This is a genomic window from Bradyrhizobium sp. cf659, from assembly GCF_900113725.1.
Taxonomy (GTDB): domain Bacteria; phylum Pseudomonadota; class Alphaproteobacteria; order Rhizobiales; family Xanthobacteraceae; genus Bradyrhizobium.
Genome location: NZ_FOQJ01000003.1, coordinates 915232 through 932911, shown reverse-complemented (window position 1 = coordinate 932911; position 17680 = coordinate 915232). Strand labels below are relative to the sequence as shown.

Below are 17680 nucleotides of genomic sequence, written 5' to 3'. Positions count from 1 at the left end.
CAGCGGCGGGATGCCGCGCTCTTGCAAGGCTCTGCTTGCGAATTGCCTACCGGCCTCGAGGCCGTTGCGGCGCTTCGCCGTCAGCTGTTACCTTGAATGAATGAGACCCTAGACGTAGCGCGCCGCGCCCATGCAGAGGGCGGTGATGGCGAGCAGAGCGGCGGCCACGCGCTGGGCGGTCGCGATGCGCGAACGCACATCCGCCGCCTCACGCGTGCCACGGCGCAAGCTCAGCAGCGCACGGGGACCGATCGCGGCCTGGATGCCGGCGGCGATCAGCGCACAAACCGCACCAAGCGCGAGCACCTGCTCGGCCGCGCCAAAACTGCCGGAATGAACGAGATGCCCGAGATAGCCGCCGGTGAGGATCGCAATCGTCGCCGCGCCGAGCTGCGGACCGACGAGCTGCTCGCCCCCCGCTGCTCCGGTTCGCGCCAGCGCAAAGCTTGATCCGGCCCAGAACACGGACGACAACACATGAAGCGACAGCGCGATCACGAGGGCAGTCTGCATGGCAAGCTCCAAACCGGCTTCTAAATTGGATATACAATATGTATAATCAATACGTCAAGACAATGGCAGGGCGATGCCGAAGCGCAGCTATGTGAGCTCGGTCCGCGCCTCCGCGACCGCGGAGACGCGCGAACGCATCATCGCGGCCGGTGCGCGCCTGCTGCGCAAGGATGCGAGCATCGCGAACTTCTCGCTCGACGTGGTGGCGAAGGAGGCCGGCGTCACGCGGCTGACCGTCTACAACCAGTTCGGATCGCGGCGCGGACTGCTGGAGGCCGTGTTCGACGACATCGCGCGGCAGGGCGGGCTGTTCGAGCTGGCCGAGGCGATGGCGTTGCCGGACCCCCGCGCCGCGCTCGATCGCGTCGTCGCGATTTTCTGTACCTTCTGGGCGCACGACCCTGCGATCGGCGGCCTCAACCAGGCGATCGCAACCGATCCCGAATTCGGCACTGCGCTGGTCGCGCGCAACGAGCGGCGGCGTGAGCTTGTGACGGGACTGGTGACACGCATCACGGAGAGCCGTGCCGCAAAGCGAGCCGTGCAGGATGCCGTCGACCTGATCTTCGTCCTGACGAGCTATCCGACCTTCGCGGCGCTGAGCCCGCGGCGGTCGACGGAGGAGGTCTGCCGCCTGTTGCAGACGGCCTGCCACGCCGCTGTCGATGCGTCGATGCCGGATGCGCCTGCCGGGCGGAAGAAGAAGTAGGCTGCGGCGGCTCTTCGTCTCACTGCCTCGTCGCGACGATCACGCGCCGGGCGCAGCGATGTTCAACATATTGACCGCCAAAGGCACCTCCTCAGGTCATGCCTGCATTGTAGCATTGCGGTCGCGTGGCTTGTGTCACGACGGCAATCCGGCGCAAGTTGCATCCGACCCCAATGACGATCGCTTCGCCAGCGCCACCAGCCTCGAATCCGGCCAGTTGGCTCAACAACCAGCCCTATCTGCTGCTCAGCCTGAGCTCGCTGTTCTGGGCCGCCAACATCGTGCTCGCGCGCCATGTCGGCGCGCATGTGCCGCCGTTGACGGTGACCACGATCCGCTGGTTCGGCGTGTTCCTCATCCTGTTGCCGTTCGCCTGGCCGCATCTGAAGCGCGACTGGCCGGCTCTGCGCAAGAGCCTGCCCCTGATGCTGTTCCTGTCGCTGGTGGGTTTTGCCTTCAACAACGCGATCTCGTACTGGGCGCTGCAATACACGGAAGCGCTGAACGCGCTGCTGATCCAGTCGGCCGGGCCGCTGTTCGTGGCGCTGTGGTCGCTGGCGCTGTTCGGCGTGCGGCTGACCGGTGCTCAGCTCGCCGGCATCGCGATCTCGCTTCTCGGCGTGCTGACCATCATCCTGCGCGGCGACCTCGCGGCGCTGGCAAGCATCAGCTTCAACAGGGGCGACATCATGTTCGCGTCCTCGCTGGTGGCATTCGGACTCTACTCCGCCTTCATCCCGCGCCGGCCGAAGGTCCATCAGCTCTCCTTCCTGTCCTTCACCACCTGCTGTGGCGCGATCATGCTGCTGCCCACCGCCGTCTGGGAGGCCTGGCGCGGCAACGTCATGCAATTCGACGGGGTGACGCTGGCGACGCTCGGCTACATCCTGGTCTTCCCCTCGACGCTCGCCTACCTCTTCTTCAACCGCGGCGTGGCGCTGATCGGGCCGAACCGGGCCGCGCCGTTCTTCCATCTCGTGCCAGTGTTCGGTTCGGCGATGGCGATCCTGCTGCTCGGCGAAAAGCTCCGGCCGTTTCACCTGATCGGCTACGCGCTGGTGCTCGCCGGCGTCGTCATCGCCTCGCGCCGGGGCTCGGCGGCGACGTAATTCCGCGCCGCGGATGCAACGCGACAAACTCGAGCCTTCCGATTCCAATAAAGAGAAGCTAGGTTCCCCGCCAACGAAAATGAGGGAACGACCAGACATGCTTTCAGCGTTGATTCGAAACCTGCGCACCATCGGCACGGCCGCGCTCTGCCTTGCCGCCTCGACCACCGCACAGGCCGACAATTACCCCAGCCGCAACATCACGCTGGTGTTGCCGTTTGCGGCCGGCAGCGGCACCGACACCACGACGCGGCTGATCTCGCAGCATTTGTCGCAGGCGCTCGGCGTCGGCATCGTGATCGAGAACAAGGCGGGCGCCAACGGCATGATCGCGGCGACCTTTGTCGCGCGCGCCGCCCCCGACGGCTACACGCTGCTGGTGACGACCAACACCACGCATTCGGCCAATCCCTACCTGCTCAAGAGCCTGACTTACGATCCGGTCAAGGATTTCACCCCGATCGCGCGCACGGGCGATCTGCCCTTCATGCTGGTCGTTCACCCCGAGGTGCCGGCCAAGACCGTCGGCGAGCTGGTCGCCTATGGCAAGGCCAATCCCGGCAAGCTGAGCTATGCCTCGGGCTCGTCCTCGGCGATCGTGTCGGGTGCGACGTTCGCGCACAATGCCGGGCTCGACCTGCTGCACGTGCCCTACAAGAGCTCGCCGCCGGCGCTCAACGACGTCATGGGCGGCCGCGTCTCGATGATGTTCGTGGACATCCTGACCGGCCTGCCGCACGTCAACGGCAACGCGCTGCGCGCGCTCGCGGTCACCACGAAGGACCGCTCCCCGCTGGTGCCGAACCTGCCCTCGATGCAGGAGGCCGGCGTGCCGGACTTCGACATCTCCTCCTGGCAGGGCTATTTCGGCCCGGCCGGCATGCCGAAGGAGATCGTGACGCGGCTCAACGCCGAGATCAGGAAGATCGTCGAGAAGCCGGAGATCAAGGCGCAACTCGCCACCCTCGGCATGGATGCCTTCTCAGGCACGCCGGAGCAGCTCGGCACCTTTGTGAACGAGCAGCTGGTGCTGTGGGAGAAGCTGATCACGAACGCGAAGATCGAGAAGCAGTGACGCGCTCGTGTCCCGGACGCGGCGCGGCATGACATGACGCGACGCAGAGCCGGGACCCAGACTGCCGCAAGCGTGGGCCCCGGCTCTGCAGCGCACCGCTGAAGAAGCGCTGCGCCGCGTCCGGGGCACGAGAGCTGCGCGCTCCGCATTCGCCGTCATGCCCGGGCCTGTCCCGGCCATCCACGCGCATCCGCACATAAGGTGCCCAAGAACGTGGATGCCCGGGACAGGCCCGGGCATGACGTCGCTGTTGATGGCAGCCTTGTGCGACGGCTTACGCCGCACGCACCTTGGCGAGGAAGCCGTCCACCGCGCTGCGCAGCGCGCCGGACTGGCTGTCCAGCTCGCGGGCGTTGGTGAGCACATCGGTGGCCGCGGTGCCGGTCGCTTCCGCGGCCGAGGTGACGCTGCCGATATTGGCATTGATCTCGTTCGATCCGGCCGCGACCGACTGGATGTTGCGGGCGATCTCGCGGGTCGCCTCGCCCTGCTGCTCGATCGAGGCGGAAATGCCCGCCGTGATCTCGCTCATCTCGGCGATAGTCTGGGTGATGCCGCCGATCGCCGCGACCGCATCGCTGGTCGAGGTCTGCATCGCCGCGACCTGGGCGGAGATTTCCTCGGTGGCTTTCGCGGTCTGGTTGGCGAGCGCCTTGACCTCGGAGGCGACGACGGCGAAGCCGCGGCCGGACTCGCCGGCGCGCGCCGCCTCGATGGTGGCGTTGAGCGCGAGCAGGTTGGTCTGCGCCGCGATCGAGTGAATGAGCTTGACCACCTCGCCGATCTTCTCCGCGCCGGTGGAGAGCTCCTGCACCGTGGCGTTGGTGCGCTCCGCATCGTTGACCGCGCGGCTCGCCACTTCGGTCGAGCGCGTCACCTGGCGGGAGATTTCCGCAACCGAGCTCGACAGCTCTTCGGCGGCGGCGGCAACCGTGCCGACATTGCCGGAGGCCTTCTGCGAGGCCGCGCCGACGGTCGCCGCGCGCGACGAGGCGTCGCTCGCGGTCGCCGTCATCGACTGCGCCGTGCTCTGCATGCCGGCCGCGGCCGAGGAGACCGAGCGGACGATGCCGTTGACGCTGCGCTCGAAGTCGTTGGCGATCTCTTCCATCGCACTGCGACGATCCGCCGCGGCGCGTTCCTTGGCGTCCGCCTCGGTCTTCTCGAGGTCGCGAATACGGACCGCGTTGTCCTTGAAGGTCTGAACGGTCGCGGCCATCGCGCCGACCTCGTCGCCGCGGCCGACGCCGGGAATGTCGCCCTCGAGCTTGCCGTCGGCGAGATCCTTCATGCGGGCGCCGAGCAGCGCCAGCGGACGGCTGATGCTGCGGCCGATCAGCCAGGCGACGCTGCCGGCGACGATGACGATGCCGAGCATGGCGAGACCGAGCAGCCAGTAGATCGGCCCCATCTTGGCGTCGATATCCTCGAGATAGGCGCCGGTGCCGAGATACATGTCGAAGCCGGGGACGGCGACCGCGTAGCCGAGCTTGCGGATCGGCTTGTCCTGGCCGGGCTTCATGTATTCATAGAACAGCAGGATCTCGCCGCTGGCCTTGACCCCGTCCATGATCTCGCGGGACAGCTTGCGTCCGTTCGTCTCCACGTCCATGCGGTTCTGGCCGATCACCTTCGGATCCGGCGCAAGCTGCGTGATGCCGTCATAGGTGGTCCCGAACAGATAACCGGAGTTCTTGTCATACGTCATGGAGTTGCCGTAGCGGCGGAGGTCCGCGAGCGCGGCATCCTTGGTCATCTCGCCGGCGCTGACGCGCTTCATCAAGGCAGCCGCATAATTGCGGGCCATCTCCACGATCGCCTTGGTCTGGTCGATGCGTGCATTCACCATCTCGCGCTTCATCAGATATCCGGCGAGAACTCCGGAGATGCACAGGCCGAACAGGGTAACACCGACAAGGATGCCAAGCTTGGGGGCGATCTTCAGATTGCTCAACTTCACGATGGGCTCCTCGGGTGGCGCGGACTGAAGCGCAGACCTTTTTAATTTGAATCAACTTTTAGTGTGCGACCCCTTAGCAAGTTACTTACGTGCCTCCGTAGAAGGCCGGACGGTGCCGCGAAAAGCTGCGAATAATGGTCAAGCAGGCAACCGGCGATTGTACGCATGCACCCCGATTTCGCGTAAAAGACGCAAAGGCCCGCCTAGAAGGCCGGGCCGCAACAAGAACCGACAAACCAAATCGGGAGCAGGCAATGCCGAAATACAGGGTGGTGACGCCGAAGGGCGCGAGCTTCACGGTCGCGGGCAGCGATTATTCCTACGAGCGCGAGGCGCTCGATCCGATCGACGCCGAGATCGTCGAGGCTCCGGCCAACGAGGCCGAGTTCATCGCCGCAGCGAAGAACGCCGACGCCATCTATGCCAAGGGCATCCCGATCACCAAGACCATCATCGACGCACTGGAGAGCTGCAAGGTCATCACGCTCGGCTCGGTCGGCGTGGACAGCGTCGACGTGAAGGCCGCCACCGCACGCGGCATTCCCGTCACCAACATCCCCGACACCTTCATCGAGGAGGTCGCCGACCATGCCATGATGCTGCTGCTTGCCGGCTTCCGCCGCCTGGTCGAGCAGGACAGGATGGTGCGCGACGGACGCTGGGCCGAGGGCCGACCGGCGCTGCTGAAGATCCCGCGGCTGATGGGCCAGACCCTCGGCTTCATCTCGTTCGGACGCGTCGCGCGTGCAGTTGCGAAGCGCGCCGCGCCGTTCGGCCTGCGCATGATGGCCTACGATCCCTTCATCCAGGAAACGCTGATGTACGACCACGGCGTCATCCCCGCGACGCTGAACGAGGTGCTGTCGCAATCCGACTTCGTCTCGATGCACGCGCCCGCGCGGCCCGAGGTGCATCACATGCTGACCGAGAAGCACTTCCGGCAGATGAAGAAGGGCTCGATCTTCATCAACACCGGCCGCGGCGCCACGGTGGACGAGGAGAGCCTGATCAAGGCGCTGCAAGAGGGCTGGATCGCGCACGCCGCCCTCGACGTGCTGGAGAAGGAGCCGCCCTCGCACAACAATCCCATCCTCAGCATGGAGAACGTGACCCTGACCGCGCATGTCGCCTCGGCCTCGGCACGGTTCGACGAGGCACGCAAGCGCCGCGTGGGCTACGAATTGTCACTGGTGCTTCAGGGCATGTGGCCGGTAAGCTGCGTCAATCCGTCGGTGTTGCAAAGCACCGCGCTCCGCCGCTGGCAGCCCGTCAGCATGGATCGCGGGCCGAACAGCTAGGCGGCCGGCCGCACGACGCGCCGGAAACCGGAAAGACCCTTCACCGGCGATCAACGCCGGGAAGGGAGACAACAGGGAGGAACTGATGAGGAACGACCTCACACGTCGTGACGCCTTGGCGCTCGGCCTGTCCGCTGCGACGCTCGCGGCAACCGGTGTTGCAGCGCACGCGCAATCCACGATCAAGGCCGCGGACGTCCCCGCACCGAAACTGCCGATCGAGAAGGGCGCAACCCTGCGCATGCTGCGGCCGGTGCGCTTCGTCCAGGCCGACGAAGACGTATTCCGCGCCAATGCAGCCAAATTCACCAAGGAGACCGGGGTCGAGGTCAAGGTCGACTTCGTCGGCTGGGAGGACATCAACCAGCAGACCGCGGTGACCGCCAATTCCGGTGCCGGTCCCGACATCATCATCGGCTTCTCCGATGCACCGCACATCTACATCGACAAGCTGATCGAGCTGACCGACGTCGCCGACTATGTCGGCAAGCGTTACGGCGGCTGGCTGCCGCTGGCGCAGCGCTACGGCAAGAGGAACAAGAGCGACGCCTGGATCGGACTGCCGTTCGGCGCCACCGCGGGTCCGCTGATCTACCGCAAATCGATCCTGCAATCGGTCGGCTTCGACAAGGTGCCGGAAGACCATGCCGGGATCCTCGATTTGTGCCAGAAGCTTCAGAAGGCCGGCAAGCCGGCGGGCTTCGCACTCGGCAACGCCAAGGGCGACGGCAACGGCTTCGCGAACTGGGCACTGTGGTCACACAACGCCGCCCTGCTCGACGACGAGGGCAACGTCATCATCAACAGCAAGGAGACGATCGCCGCACTGAACTGGGTCAAGCAGCTCTACCCGACCTTCATCGCCGGCACGACCTCGTGGAACGACGTCAGCAACAACCGCGCCTACTCCTCGCAGGAGATCGCGCTGACCGCCAACGGCGTCTCGCTGTACTTCTCGCTGAAGAACGATCCGGCGACCAAGGCGATCGCCGACGACAGCGAGCATCAGCTGCTGCCGAAGGGCGTGGCCAAGATCTCGCCGATGGCGGGCCTGACGCTGAACGCGATGCTGTTCAAGCACAGCCAGTATCCCAACGCCGCAAAGGCCTTCCTGCAATTCATGCTGGAAAAGGACCAGTACGAGCCGTGGCTCAATGCCAATTCCGGCTACTGGTCCCAGCCACTGGCCGCCTATGCCGATGCCGCCGTGTGGTCGCAGGACCCCAAGGTGAAGCTGTTCAAGGACACCATGAACAGCACCTATTATGACGGCTACAGAGGCCCGATCTCGACGGCGACCGGTGCCGTCAGCGCCGACTACGTGCTGATTCAGATGTGCGCGTCGGTCGCGACCGGCGCTGCCACGCCGGAGGCCGCGGCCGCGGAAGCCGAACAGCGCTGCAAGCGGTACTTCCGGCGGCAGAAGTAACGCCCGGCGGCGCGGCCGTCATTGCGAAGAGCCCGCGACAAAATTGCGAAGCAATTTTGCGCTGGCGACGAAGCAATCCAGACTATGACCGCGGAGACAAACTGGATTGCTTCCGCCTTCGCCAAGGCTTCGGCGGACCGGTCGCTTCGCTCGCAATGACGGTGTGGTGAACTTCAACGACAGGACAACAAACTGATGTCCGTGACCACCCTCTCCTCCCCCGAATTGACACAGCGGCAGCCGGGCTGGATCGTACGCCTGTTCGACTACAAGCCGTTCCTGATCGTGATGTGCCTTGCACCCGCGATCGGACTGCTCGCGGTGTTCCTGACCTATCCGCTCGGCCTCGGCATCTGGCTCGCCTTCACCGACACCACGATCGGCCGCAAGGGCGTCTTCGTAGGTCTTGAGAACTTCCAGTATCTGCTCACCGACCCCCTGTGGTGGAACGCGGTGTTCTACAGCGTCATTTACACCGGAATCGCAACCTTCGGGAAATTCGCGCTCGGCTTCTGGCTCGCGCTGCTGCTCAACAACCATTTTCCGTTCAAGAGCCTGCTACGGGCGATCATCCTCCTGCCCTGGATCGTGCCGACGGTGCTCTCGGCGCTGGCGTTCTGGTGGATCTACGATCCGCAATTCTCGATCATCTCCTATCTGCTGGTGGACGTGCTGCATTGGCGGTCGAGCAATGTCGACTTCCTCGGTTCGCCCTGGCCGGCGCGGTTTTCGCTGATCGCCGCCAACATCTGGCGCGGCATTCCCTTCGTCGCGATCTCGCTGCTGGCGGGCCTGCAGACCATCTCGCCGTCGCTCTACGAGGCCGCGATGCTCGACGGCGCCAGCGCCTGGCAGCGCTTCCGCTACATCACCTTCCCGATGATGATGCCGATCCTTGCCATCGTGATGACCTTCTCGATCATCTTCACCTTCACCGACTTCCAGCTGGTCTACGCCATCACCCGCGGCGGCCCCGGCAACTCCACCCACCTGCTGGCGACGCTGGCCTTCCAGCGCGGCATCGCCGGCGGCGAGCTCGGCGAAGGTGCCGCGATCGCGGTGTCGATGATCCCGTTCCTGGTGTTCGCGACACTGTTCTCCTATTTCGGCCTGGCGCGCCGCAAATGGCAGCAGGGAGAGAGCAATGACTGATACCGTCGCGCAAGCCACCGCCGACGCGAAAGCGGCACCCGACACCATGGCCTGGGATTCCGGGCTGCGGCGGCTGATGATGATCTACCTGCCGCTCGGCTGCTTCGTGCTGATCCTCTTGTTTCCGTTCTACTGGATGGCGATCACGTCGTTCAAGCCGAACGCGGAACTGATGAACTACAAGGCGCACAATCCGTTCTGGATCTCCTCGCCGACCCTTGCGCACATCAAGCATCTCCTGTTCGACACCGCCTATCCGCGCTGGCTGTGGACCACGATGCTGGTTGCGATCGGCTCGACCACGTTGTCGCTGGTCGCGAGCACGCTTGCCGCCTATGCAATCGAGCGCCTGCGCTTCCGTGGCAGTCCCTATGTCGGCCTCGGCATCTATCTCGCCTATCTCGTGCCGCCCTCGATCCTGTTCATACCGCTCGCCACCGTGGTGGTGCAGTTCGGCCTGTTCGACAGCCCGATGGCGCTGATCCTGGTCTATCCGACCTTCCTGGTGCCGTTCTGCACCTGGCTCCTGATCGGCTATTTCAAGTCGATCCCCTACGAGCTCGAGGAATGCGCGCTGGTCGACGGCGCGACGCGGCTCCAGATCCTGCGCCGGATCACGCTGCCGCTCGCGGTGCCCGGCCTGATCTCGGCCGGCATCTTCTCGTTCACGCTGTCCTGGAACGAGTTCATCTATGCGCTCGCCTTCATCCAGAGCGGCGCCAACAAGACCGTGCCGGTCGCCATCCTGACCGAGCTCGTCACCGGCGACGTCTACCAGTGGGGCGCGCTGATGGCGGGCTCGCTGCTCGGCTCGCTGCCGGTTGCGGTCTTCTACTCGCTGTTCGTGGACTATTACGTGTCCTCGCTGACCGGCGCGGTCAAGGAGTAATCCCGCTCTCTCGTCCCCCTCTCCCCGTTCTTACGGGACCGCGACGAGCTTCGCTCGCGCTGAGAGGGCGGGGTGAGGGGCTCTGTCCGCGCAGACAGTGAGAGACGGACTCGCGGAGAGTCCCCCTCACCCGGAATTTGCTAGCGCAAATTCCGGCCTCTCCCCGCAAGCGGGGAGAGGCGAAGATGCCTGCGGCGTTTGGCCCGGTTTCACAAAACTGCAACAAGCGATCCGCATAACGCGTGCGTCCGCCAACAGGAGACGCACATGCGCGCGACTTTTCTCAGCACCGTCGCAACGATCATTCTCATCGCCAGCCCAGCGCTCGCGCAGAGCGAAGGTGAATTCCCGGCCAAGCTCGCCGGCCACGTGGTGATGCCGGCCGAGTCGTTCATCGAAGCCCCCGCCGATGCCCCGGCCGATCTCAAGACCTCGGGCAAATACACCACCGGCAAGCGCGTGGACGCGCTCGGCACCGTGATGGGCAAGTCCTTCGAGCGGACCACCGGCGTCTCGCTACCGTTCAAGGGCCAGCCGCTCCAGGGCCATTCCGGCATCAAGCATATGCCCGACGGCAGCTTCTGGGTCATCACCGACAACGGCATGGGCGCGCGCGCCAACTCGCCGGATTCGATGCTGTATCTCAACCGCTACAAGATGGATTGGGCGAGCGGTAAGATCGAGCGGCAGGAGACGATCTTCCTGCACGATCCCGACAAGAAGGTCCCCTTCCGCATCGTGCACGAGGATACCCAGAAGCGCTACCTCACCGGCTCAGACTTCGACACCGAAGGTTTCCAGATCATCGGCGACACGTTCTGGATCGGCGACGAGTTCGGCCCCTACATCCTGAAGGCCGACAAATCGGGCAAGATCCTCGGTGTGTTCGAGACGGTTGCCGACGGCAAGCCGGTACGCTCGCCCGATCATTGGGCGGTGGCGACGCCGGGCGCGCCGGGCGCGACCTACACCAACGTCAACCTCCGCCGCTCCAAGGGCTTTGAGGGCTTTGCCTCGTCCAAGGACGGCAAGTTCCTCTACGGCCTGCTCGAGGGCCCGCTGTGGGACACGGAGAAGAAGGACTGGGAGAAGGTCGACGGCAAGGAAGCCTCCCGCATCCTCGAGTTCGACGTCGCTGCTGAAAAGTTCACCGGCCGCTACTGGCAATACGTGTTCGAGCAAAACGGCAATGCCATCGGCGATTTCAACATGATCGATCCCACGGCCGGCCTCGTCATCGAGCGCGACAATGGCGAAGGCACGGCCGACAAGGCCTGCCCGCAAGGCCAGCGCGGCGAGAACTGCTTCCCCGATCTCGCCAAGTTCAAGCGCGTCTACAAGATCGAGCTCTCGGACGCCAATGTCGGCAAGCCCGTGCGCAAGATCGGCTATATCGACCTCATGAAGATCCGGGATCCCGACAAGAAGGCGAAGAAGCCGCTCAACGACGGCGTCTACACTTTCCCGTTCTTCACCATCGAGAACGTCGATCGCGTCGACGACACCCACATCATCGTCGGCAACGACAACAACCTGCCGTTCTCGTCCAGCCGCGATCCCAACAAGGCCGACGACGACGAGTTCATGCTGCTCGAGGTCGCGGATTTCCTGAAGGCGAAGTGAGTCGCCGTCCGGTCTCTCCTCTCCTGCATCAAGCGGGAGAGGAGGTCGTCGCCAATCACCGGTCCCCGAACTTCACCCCGACCTTGATGAGCATTGTCGCATAGGTGATCTCGGGCGGCACGGGTGGGAATGGCTGGGCCTGACGCACCATGGCCATGGCCTGAGCATCGAGGACCGCGACGCCCGAAGAGCCGCCGACGCGGCTGGACAAGACTTGACCACCGCGACCGAGGGTAAGGTTCAGCGTGACCACGCCCTTCTGTCCGTTGGCGCTCGTCGGGTACTGATGGAAGCGCATGAGATGCGCGCGGACGCGCTGGTTGTAGGTCGCCATCGTCGATGCCACTGAGCCCGCATTCACGGCGGAGGCCAGCGGCGCTTCGCGCTCCGCACGCGGCGGCGCGCTGGTGCGGGGGGCGGGCGACGCCTCCGACGGCTTCCGGGCGTCAGGGCGCACCACCTTGGGCTTCGCCGGGGCTGGCTTCTCCACCGGCGTAACCTTCATTGGCTCCGGCTTCGGCGGGCTTGGCTCGAACTTCTGCTCCGGCGGCGCGACCACGTCCGGCTTTTCCTGCGGTGGTGTCGGCGGAATCATCTCCTCGACCGCCTGCTGCTGCACCGGCTCGGGCGGCGACGCATCCGCCTGCTCCATCACAGGTCCCGGTGCGATATCCAGCGGCGTCGACTGCGGCGCCGACGTCTCCGGCGTCATGTCGACGAGGATCGCCGGCATGTTGACACCCTGGTCCGGCATCTGCTTCAGCCAATTCATCGCGAGCAATGCAGCGGCAATATGGAGCGCCACGATCACCGCCGCCGATCCGCCCCAGCGCGCGGTTTCGCGTTCGCCGAGCGGCTCGTGCAGCGCAAAAGCGTTCGCGGTCATCAGTTGCGTCCGTCAAGGCCGACCAGGGCGACCTTGAGGTAACCGGCGTTGCGCAAGGTGTTCATCACCTCCATCAAGTCGCCGTAGGAGACGGTCTTGTCGGCGCGCAGGTAAATGCGCTCGTCCTTGCGGCGCTTGGTGGCGGCATCGAGCGCGGTGACAAGACCATCGCGGGCCATTGTGTCCTCGCCGACAGCAACGGTGAGATCGGGCTTCACCGTCACGAAGGTCGGCTTGTCCGGCCGCGGCTGTGGCTCGGCCGCGGTCGCCGGCAGCTCGACACCGATGTCGACGGTCGCGAGTGGGGCTGCCACCATGAAGATGATCAGCAGCACCAGCATCACGTCGATGAACGGCGTGACATTGATCTCATGGGTGACATCGAGATCGTCAGGGACGCCGCGCTTGAGCGGCGATCCGGAACGTGCGCCGAGCTTGGCAGCCATGGCCTACTCCGCTGCCCGTGCCAGACGGAACTCTCGGTTGTCGCGCTGCCGGCTGACCAGCAGCATGAGCTGCGCCGAGGCATCGCCGAGCAGCGCACGGTAGTTGGCGATGCCGCGGACGAGATGATTGTAGATGACCACCGCCGGAATCGCGGCGACGAGGTCGAGCGCGGTCGCGAGCAATGCTTCCGCAATGCCGGGCGCCACCACCGCAAGGCTCGTGGTGTGGCTCTCGGAGATGCCGATGAAGGAATTCATGATGCCCCAGACCGTGCCGAACAGGCCGACGAACGGCGCGGTGGCGCCGATGGTCGCGAGCACGCCGGTGCCGCGCGCGATCTGCCTGGACATCGCGGCCTCGACCCGCTCCAGCCGCAGCGCCACACGCTCTTGAAGACCGTCATCGATAATGCCGCAGGAGAGCTCCGCCTCCTTCGCGCAGGACTGGATGAGCTGGGCGACCGCATCGTGCGCGCCTGAGGTCCGCTCCGCCGCCTCCGCCAGCTTCATCTTGCCCTCGAGCGCACGCGTCCGCTGCACGGCGAGCGCGCTCTTGCGGCGCAGCTCGATGGTCTTGGCGAGCCACACCGTCCACGTCACCAGCGAGGCACAGGCCAGTCCGACCATCACCGCCTTCACGATGATGTCGGCTCCCATGAACATGCCCCAGGGCGACAGATTGCGCGGCAACAGCGCTTCGTCGATCGCGAAGGCCGGCGCCGGCGCGAGCGCCAGCCCGATTGTTAGGATCACGTGCCGAAGCCTGGACTTGCCTTGCATCCTGATCTCCCGACAGACAGAGGGAAGCTATGCCGCGATCCGGTCCGCAAGCTGGCGGAACCGCGCCAACTGGTCTCCACGCAGCGCCCGGATCTCATCGCGGCCGACGAAGACCTTGAACATGATGCCGCCGTCGGCATTGACGAAGGCGACGAAGGCCGAATTCTTGCCCATGAACGGACGTTCGACGAAGGCAACACCCGCGCAGCGCTCGTGGCGGAGATGTCCGTGCAATCCCTTCGGCTGCATCAGGTTGAAATAGCCACGGCCGATCTCACCCGCGGGGATTGATCCGGTAAATTCGAAGATCGCGTCATCCGTGTGCACGATCAGCGTGACCTCGCCCCATTGTGCGACGTCCTGCATGGCGGCGGCAAAATGCTCGCCGCCTCCCATGCGCACCATCGACGAGGGCAGCGCCTCGATCACCGCACGCGGGGTGACCTTGCGCTCCCGCGCGACGTCCTCGATCACCGCACCGGGATTGTCGGCCATGTACGCCTTGAGATCGGCGAGATCGGTGCTCAACATGTCCAGCTCCTCTCCTGCGTCGCCACCTCAGGCGGCCGCGGCCTTGCCTTCGCTCTGGATCACCTCGAAGCCCTCGAACTTGGGATGGCCGAGATAGAGGCTGTCGCCGGTCCGGTTGTCGGCGCGGGCATGGGCGCGGCGGAATTCCTCGGAGCGAGTCCAGGCCTCGAACGCCGCCTTGTCGACCCAGGTGGTGTGCGACGAGTAGAGCGTGTGGTCCTCGGCCTCCGGGCCCTTCAAGAGATGAAACTCGACGAAGCCCGGCATGCTGCCGAGATAGGATTCGCGCGTAGCCCAGACCGTTTCGAACGCAGTCTCCGCGCCCTTCTTTACCTGGAACCGGTTCATGGCGATGAACATAAGAGTCTCTCCTTCTGATCAAGACGAAAACGCGCCGAAGCCGCGCTGGAGCATCAGCGCGGCCCGGCGGGAGTTGCTGGTGTTGCGGCGCCTCTCGGCTTACGCACCTCCAAAGTGGATCTTCATGCCGGCCTTGTAGACCCTGCCCGGTCCCGGGCTCGACCACAGCACGTCGTTCTGCGTGGTGCCGTCGGTCGAGGTACCGGGGATGGCGTAGGGCCGGTAATACTGGTTCAAGAGGTTGTCGATCGAGGCCGAGAACACGATGTCCCTGGTCGCGTTGTAAGTCAGGTAAAGATTGACCAGCTCGTACCCGGTCGCAGGCAGATAGCCGGCGGGCACGTCGTTGTTGGGACCGAACGAGGCCCACTGCGCCGTCAAGATCAGCGTGCGATCGAGCAGTCGAACACCGCCGGTCGTGACGACCTTGCGCGGCGTGATGGTCGCGAGCCCGATATTGGTCGCGGCATTCTTGCCCTGGATGTAGTGACCGGCGACACCGATGAACCAGTTGCCGGCGTCATACATCGTCTCCGCCTCGAAGCCCTGAATGCGGGCCTGCGAGATGTTTTGATACTGGTAGTATTGGCTGAACGAGCCGAATGGCGGCACCGCGACCGGCGTCGAAGCGACGAGGTCGATGTAGTCGCTGACGTCATTGCGGAACAGGTTGATCTTGCCGCGGAACGAGTCGTTGGCGCTGAAGATGTTGTCGTACTTCAGGTTGAAGCCGACTTCCTTGTTCTTGCCGACCTCGGGACGAAGGTTCGGGTTGGGCAGGAAGCAGAACAAACCGCTGGTGCCGTCCGGACAGGGGAAGAAGGCCGGGCTGCCGCCGGTCGCGTGCGCGCCGGAGATCACCGTCTCGGTGATCGACGGAGCGCGATAGCCCTCGGCATAGCTGACATAGGGCTGGAAGCCCGGAACCGGCGTGACGCCGATCGTGATCTTCGGCGAGAAGCGGTCGCCACCGGCATGCGTGCTGCCCGAGTCGAGATCGTAGCGGTCGTAGCGGATGGCACTCACCGCCTCGAACCAGGTGCCGTAGTTCTGCTTCAACTGGAGAAAGCCGCCAGAGACAGTGCGGATACCACTCGGCGTGGTGATATTGGAGTTTCCGCGGCTGTCGGTCGTCTTTACATCGTCCTGGAACGCATCGACGCCCCAGGTAAACGCGTTGCGCCAGTCGCCGACGTTGAAGCGCGTGGTGTTGTTGGCATCGATGCCGACGGTATCCAGCACATAGCCGCGCTTGTCGCCGACGCAGCCGGAGATGTTGTTGCCGAAATTGCCGGTGCCGCAATAGGCGGCACCGGACGTCGAGTAATGATAGGTCTTGGTCTGGTCGTTGTCGGTTCGGTTGCCGTAGACCGACATGTGCCAGTCGAACAGATCGTCGCTCGGAAGGGCGTAGTTCCAGGTGATCGTGCCGGCATAGTTCTTGACGTCGGAAGCGTAGACAGACGTGCCCTGATAGAGCGCACGCTGCGCTGCCGTGGCCACCGGACCCCGATTGAACTGGCCGATGTCGTATTTGTCGTCCTGGAAGATCGCACCGAACTTGACCTCGTGCCCGACGGCCGGTCGCACCGTCAGTTTCATCAGGCCGCTGGTGATCTCGTTGCCGGTGTTGCCGATCTCGGTGCCGTTACCGTCCTTGTAGTTGCCTTGGGTGCGGTAGACCGCGCCGCCGAAGATGTCGACGTCGGGCGTGGCGCGCACACCGCCGAAGATCGAGCCGAGGCCGCGATCCTTGTTGGTGCCGTAGGAGCCGCTCATGTCGACGCCCCAGCGCTCGCCGGGCCGCAACACGTCCTCGATATCCTTGGTACGGAACGACACCACGCCGCCGATCGCGCCGGAGCCGTAGATATTGGCGGTCGGGCCACGCACGACGTCGACGCCACCGACGAGCTCTGGATCGAGATAGAAGGAGCCGTTGGCGTTGTGGCCGGTGCGCTGATAGTTCTGCCGCGCGCCGTCGACGACGACCGCAACGCGTCCGAACTCCTGCAAGCCGCGGATATTGATGACGGTCGCGGGATCGTCGCCGCGCTCCTGGAACGACACGCCGGGAATGGCGTAGAAGACATCCGACAGCCGGTTCGGTTGAAGACCCTGGATCTGGTCGAGCGAAATGGAGCTGACGGGCGCGAGCGCATCGACCGCGCGTTCCGGGGTCTTGGTCGCGGCAACCGTGATGGTGTCGAGCGTTTGCACAGGCGACGCGCCGCCCGCCTGGGCGCGGGCGTTCATCACCTCGGGCGCTGCCTGCTGCGCGGCCAGCGGCTTCGCCGGCTTGCGCCTGGCCTGCTTCGGCCGTTCCGAGGGCGCGTTTTCGGCCTGCGGCGATGCGGTCTGCGCGAGACTGCTCTCCGTCATCACTGCCGCGATTGAAACCACCGACGCGCCCAAAATCAGGGCGCGCGAATACCTAGCCCCGTCAGCCATATCAGCCCCAGCCTGCACTTCACTTTAGTTTTGATGTCTTTTGGCTGGCGTGCGCCGCACGACGCAGCGACTGGCTGGCTGATTTTTCGAGACGCGGGCATTTTGCCTGCTGTCATGACTGGTAACGTGGCAACACTCTGACGGTCAATGACATCAGGTTACAGTTTATATCGATTGTAAATTGCCGCCGTTGGAAAGCGCCGGATGCCGCCTATACAAACAGGCAGCATCTGAAATTTCGAAGGCGCCTCACACCAAAATGTCAGCAATCTCCGGAGACACCGGCAGCGGCGCGGCAGGGCCGGCGGAAAGCCCTTCCGCAACAACGAGAACCCTCACCATGCGAGGGAGCCGGATCGATAGCCGCGAGCTCTTTGCGCACGAGCGCGAGATCATCATCGCGCATGGCGAGGACGCCTATCGCCTGCGTTTGACCTCGCAGAACAAGCTGATCCTGACGAAGTAACAT

The 17680-nt window shown here is 64.6% G+C and carries 17 protein-coding genes; 9 read left to right on the top strand and 8 right to left on the bottom strand.

Annotated features, from left to right (window positions below):
- Positions 1-108 precede the first annotated feature (108 nt).
- Complete coding sequence (locus tag BM118_RS18470) at positions 109-513, bottom strand: hypothetical protein (RefSeq protein WP_092187055.1); 405 nt, start codon at positions 511-513, stop codon at positions 109-111.
- A gap of 73 nt (positions 514-586) precedes the next feature.
- Here BM118_RS18470 and BM118_RS18465 point away from each other — a divergent pair, with 73 nt between their 5' ends.
- The 3 genes from BM118_RS18465 (at position 587) to BM118_RS18455 (ending at position 3406) form a co-directional block, all read left to right on the top strand.
- A complete protein-coding gene (locus BM118_RS18465) occupies positions 587-1222 on the top strand; it encodes a TetR/AcrR family transcriptional regulator (RefSeq protein ID WP_092186904.1) in 636 nt (211 codons plus the stop codon).
- A gap of 173 nt (positions 1223-1395) precedes the next feature.
- Positions 1396-2331, top strand: a complete 936-nt coding sequence (locus BM118_RS18460; RefSeq protein ID WP_092186903.1) for a DMT family transporter — start codon at positions 1396-1398, stop codon at positions 2329-2331.
- A gap of 97 nt (positions 2332-2428) precedes the next feature.
- Positions 2429-3406, top strand: a complete 978-nt coding sequence (locus BM118_RS18455) for a Bug family tripartite tricarboxylate transporter substrate binding protein (protein ID WP_092186902.1) — start codon at positions 2429-2431, stop codon at positions 3404-3406.
- A gap of 274 nt (positions 3407-3680) precedes the next feature.
- Here the strand turns inward: BM118_RS18455 and BM118_RS18450 are convergent, their stop codons facing one another.
- On the bottom strand, positions 3681-5366 hold the full coding sequence (locus tag BM118_RS18450; protein ID WP_092186901.1) for a methyl-accepting chemotaxis protein: 1686 nt from the start codon (positions 5364-5366) through the stop codon (positions 3681-3683).
- 254 nt (positions 5367-5620) lie between these two features.
- Here BM118_RS18450 and BM118_RS18445 point away from each other — a divergent pair, with 254 nt between their 5' ends.
- The 5 genes from BM118_RS18445 to BM118_RS18420 all read left to right on the top strand — a co-directional run bounded on the left by BM118_RS18445 (position 5621) and on the right by BM118_RS18420 (position 11757).
- A complete protein-coding gene (locus BM118_RS18445; RefSeq protein WP_177234417.1) occupies positions 5621-6664 on the top strand; it encodes a C-terminal binding protein in 1044 nt (347 codons plus the stop codon).
- A gap of 85 nt (positions 6665-6749) precedes the next feature.
- Positions 6750-8093: an ABC transporter substrate-binding protein gene (locus BM118_RS18440; protein ID WP_092186899.1), complete on the top strand. Its 1344-nt coding sequence runs from the start codon at positions 6750-6752 to the stop codon at positions 8091-8093.
- 195 nt (positions 8094-8288) lie between these two features.
- Complete coding sequence (locus BM118_RS18435; RefSeq protein WP_092186898.1) at positions 8289-9245, top strand: carbohydrate ABC transporter permease; 957 nt, start codon at positions 8289-8291, stop codon at positions 9243-9245.
- Positions 9238-10134, top strand: coding sequence for a carbohydrate ABC transporter permease (locus BM118_RS18430; protein ID WP_092186897.1), 897 nt, complete (start codon positions 9238-9240; stop codon positions 10132-10134). The genes BM118_RS18435 and BM118_RS18430 overlap by 8 nt, the downstream gene beginning before the upstream one ends.
- A gap of 267 nt (positions 10135-10401) precedes the next feature.
- The gene (locus BM118_RS18420) at positions 10402-11757 is read left to right on the top strand and encodes an esterase-like activity of phytase family protein (protein ID WP_092186895.1); all 1356 of its coding nucleotides are present in this window, start codon (positions 10402-10404) and stop codon (positions 11755-11757) included.
- Positions 11758-11812: 55 nt separating this feature from the next.
- Here the strand turns inward: BM118_RS18420 and BM118_RS18415 are convergent, their stop codons facing one another.
- The 6 genes from BM118_RS18415 to BM118_RS18390 all read right to left on the bottom strand — a co-directional run bounded on the left by BM118_RS18415 (position 11813) and on the right by BM118_RS18390 (position 17211).
- A complete protein-coding gene (locus BM118_RS18415) occupies positions 11813-12643 on the bottom strand; it encodes a TonB family protein (RefSeq protein WP_092186894.1) in 831 nt (276 codons plus the stop codon).
- Positions 12643-13089, bottom strand: coding sequence for a TonB system transport protein ExbD (exbD, locus tag BM118_RS18410; protein WP_092186893.1), 447 nt, complete (start codon positions 13087-13089; stop codon positions 12643-12645). The genes BM118_RS18415 and exbD overlap by 1 nt, the downstream gene beginning before the upstream one ends.
- 3 nt (positions 13090-13092) lie before the next feature.
- The gene (gene exbB / locus BM118_RS18405; protein WP_092186892.1) at positions 13093-13869 is read right to left on the bottom strand and encodes a tonB-system energizer ExbB; all 777 of its coding nucleotides are present in this window, start codon (positions 13867-13869) and stop codon (positions 13093-13095) included.
- A gap of 27 nt (positions 13870-13896) precedes the next feature.
- Positions 13897-14400 carry a heme utilization cystosolic carrier protein HutX gene (gene hutX, locus BM118_RS18400; protein ID WP_092186891.1) on the bottom strand — a complete coding sequence of 168 codons (504 nt, stop codon included), beginning with the start codon at positions 14398-14400 and terminating at the stop codon, positions 13897-13899.
- Positions 14401-14427: 27 nt separating this feature from the next.
- Positions 14428-14760 carry an antibiotic biosynthesis monooxygenase family protein gene (locus BM118_RS18395; RefSeq protein WP_092186890.1) on the bottom strand — a complete coding sequence of 111 codons (333 nt, stop codon included), beginning with the start codon at positions 14758-14760 and terminating at the stop codon, positions 14428-14430.
- A gap of 99 nt (positions 14761-14859) precedes the next feature.
- Complete coding sequence (locus BM118_RS18390) at positions 14860-17211, bottom strand: TonB-dependent hemoglobin/transferrin/lactoferrin family receptor (protein ID WP_177234416.1); 2352 nt, start codon at positions 17209-17211, stop codon at positions 14860-14862.
- Between the two features lie 259 nt (positions 17212-17470).
- On the opposite strand from BM118_RS18390, the gene BM118_RS42345 reads away from it, so the two are divergent.
- Complete coding sequence (locus tag BM118_RS42345; RefSeq protein WP_244550169.1) at positions 17471-17677, top strand: hemin uptake protein HemP; 207 nt, start codon at positions 17471-17473, stop codon at positions 17675-17677.
- Positions 17678-17680 lie beyond the last annotated feature (3 nt).

Coding starts and splice junctions, on each gene's coding strand:
- BM118_RS18470 (WP_092187055.1), bottom strand. CDS start 513: ATGCAGACTGCCCTCGTGATCGCGCTGTCGCTTCATGTGTTGTCGTCC.
- BM118_RS18465 (WP_092186904.1), top strand. CDS start 587: ATGCCGAAGCGCAGCTATGTGAGCTCGGTCCGCGCCTCCGCGACCGCG.
- BM118_RS18460 (WP_092186903.1), top strand. CDS start 1,396: ATGACGATCGCTTCGCCAGCGCCACCAGCCTCGAATCCGGCCAGTTGG.
- BM118_RS18455 (WP_092186902.1), top strand. CDS start 2,429: ATGCTTTCAGCGTTGATTCGAAACCTGCGCACCATCGGCACGGCCGCG.
- BM118_RS18445 (WP_177234417.1), top strand. CDS start 5,621: ATGCCGAAATACAGGGTGGTGACGCCGAAGGGCGCGAGCTTCACGGTC.
- BM118_RS18440 (WP_092186899.1), top strand. CDS start 6,750: ATGAGGAACGACCTCACACGTCGTGACGCCTTGGCGCTCGGCCTGTCC.
- BM118_RS18435 (WP_092186898.1), top strand. CDS start 8,289: ATGTCCGTGACCACCCTCTCCTCCCCCGAATTGACACAGCGGCAGCCG.
- BM118_RS18430 (WP_092186897.1), top strand. CDS start 9,238: ATGACTGATACCGTCGCGCAAGCCACCGCCGACGCGAAAGCGGCACCC.
- BM118_RS18420 (WP_092186895.1), top strand. CDS start 10,402: ATGCGCGCGACTTTTCTCAGCACCGTCGCAACGATCATTCTCATCGCC.
- BM118_RS18415 (WP_092186894.1), bottom strand. CDS start 12,643: ATGACCGCGAACGCTTTTGCGCTGCACGAGCCGCTCGGCGAACGCGAA.
- exbD (WP_092186893.1), bottom strand. CDS start 13,089: ATGGCTGCCAAGCTCGGCGCACGTTCCGGATCGCCGCTCAAGCGCGGC.
- exbB (WP_092186892.1), bottom strand. CDS start 13,869: ATGCAAGGCAAGTCCAGGCTTCGGCACGTGATCCTAACAATCGGGCTG.
- hutX (WP_092186891.1), bottom strand. CDS start 14,400: ATGTTGAGCACCGATCTCGCCGATCTCAAGGCGTACATGGCCGACAAT.
- BM118_RS18395 (WP_092186890.1), bottom strand. CDS start 14,760: ATGTTCATCGCCATGAACCGGTTCCAGGTAAAGAAGGGCGCGGAGACT.
- BM118_RS18390 (WP_177234416.1), bottom strand. CDS start 17,211: ATGGCTGACGGGGCTAGGTATTCGCGCGCCCTGATTTTGGGCGCGTCG.
- BM118_RS42345 (WP_244550169.1), top strand. CDS start 17,471: ATGTCAGCAATCTCCGGAGACACCGGCAGCGGCGCGGCAGGGCCGGCG.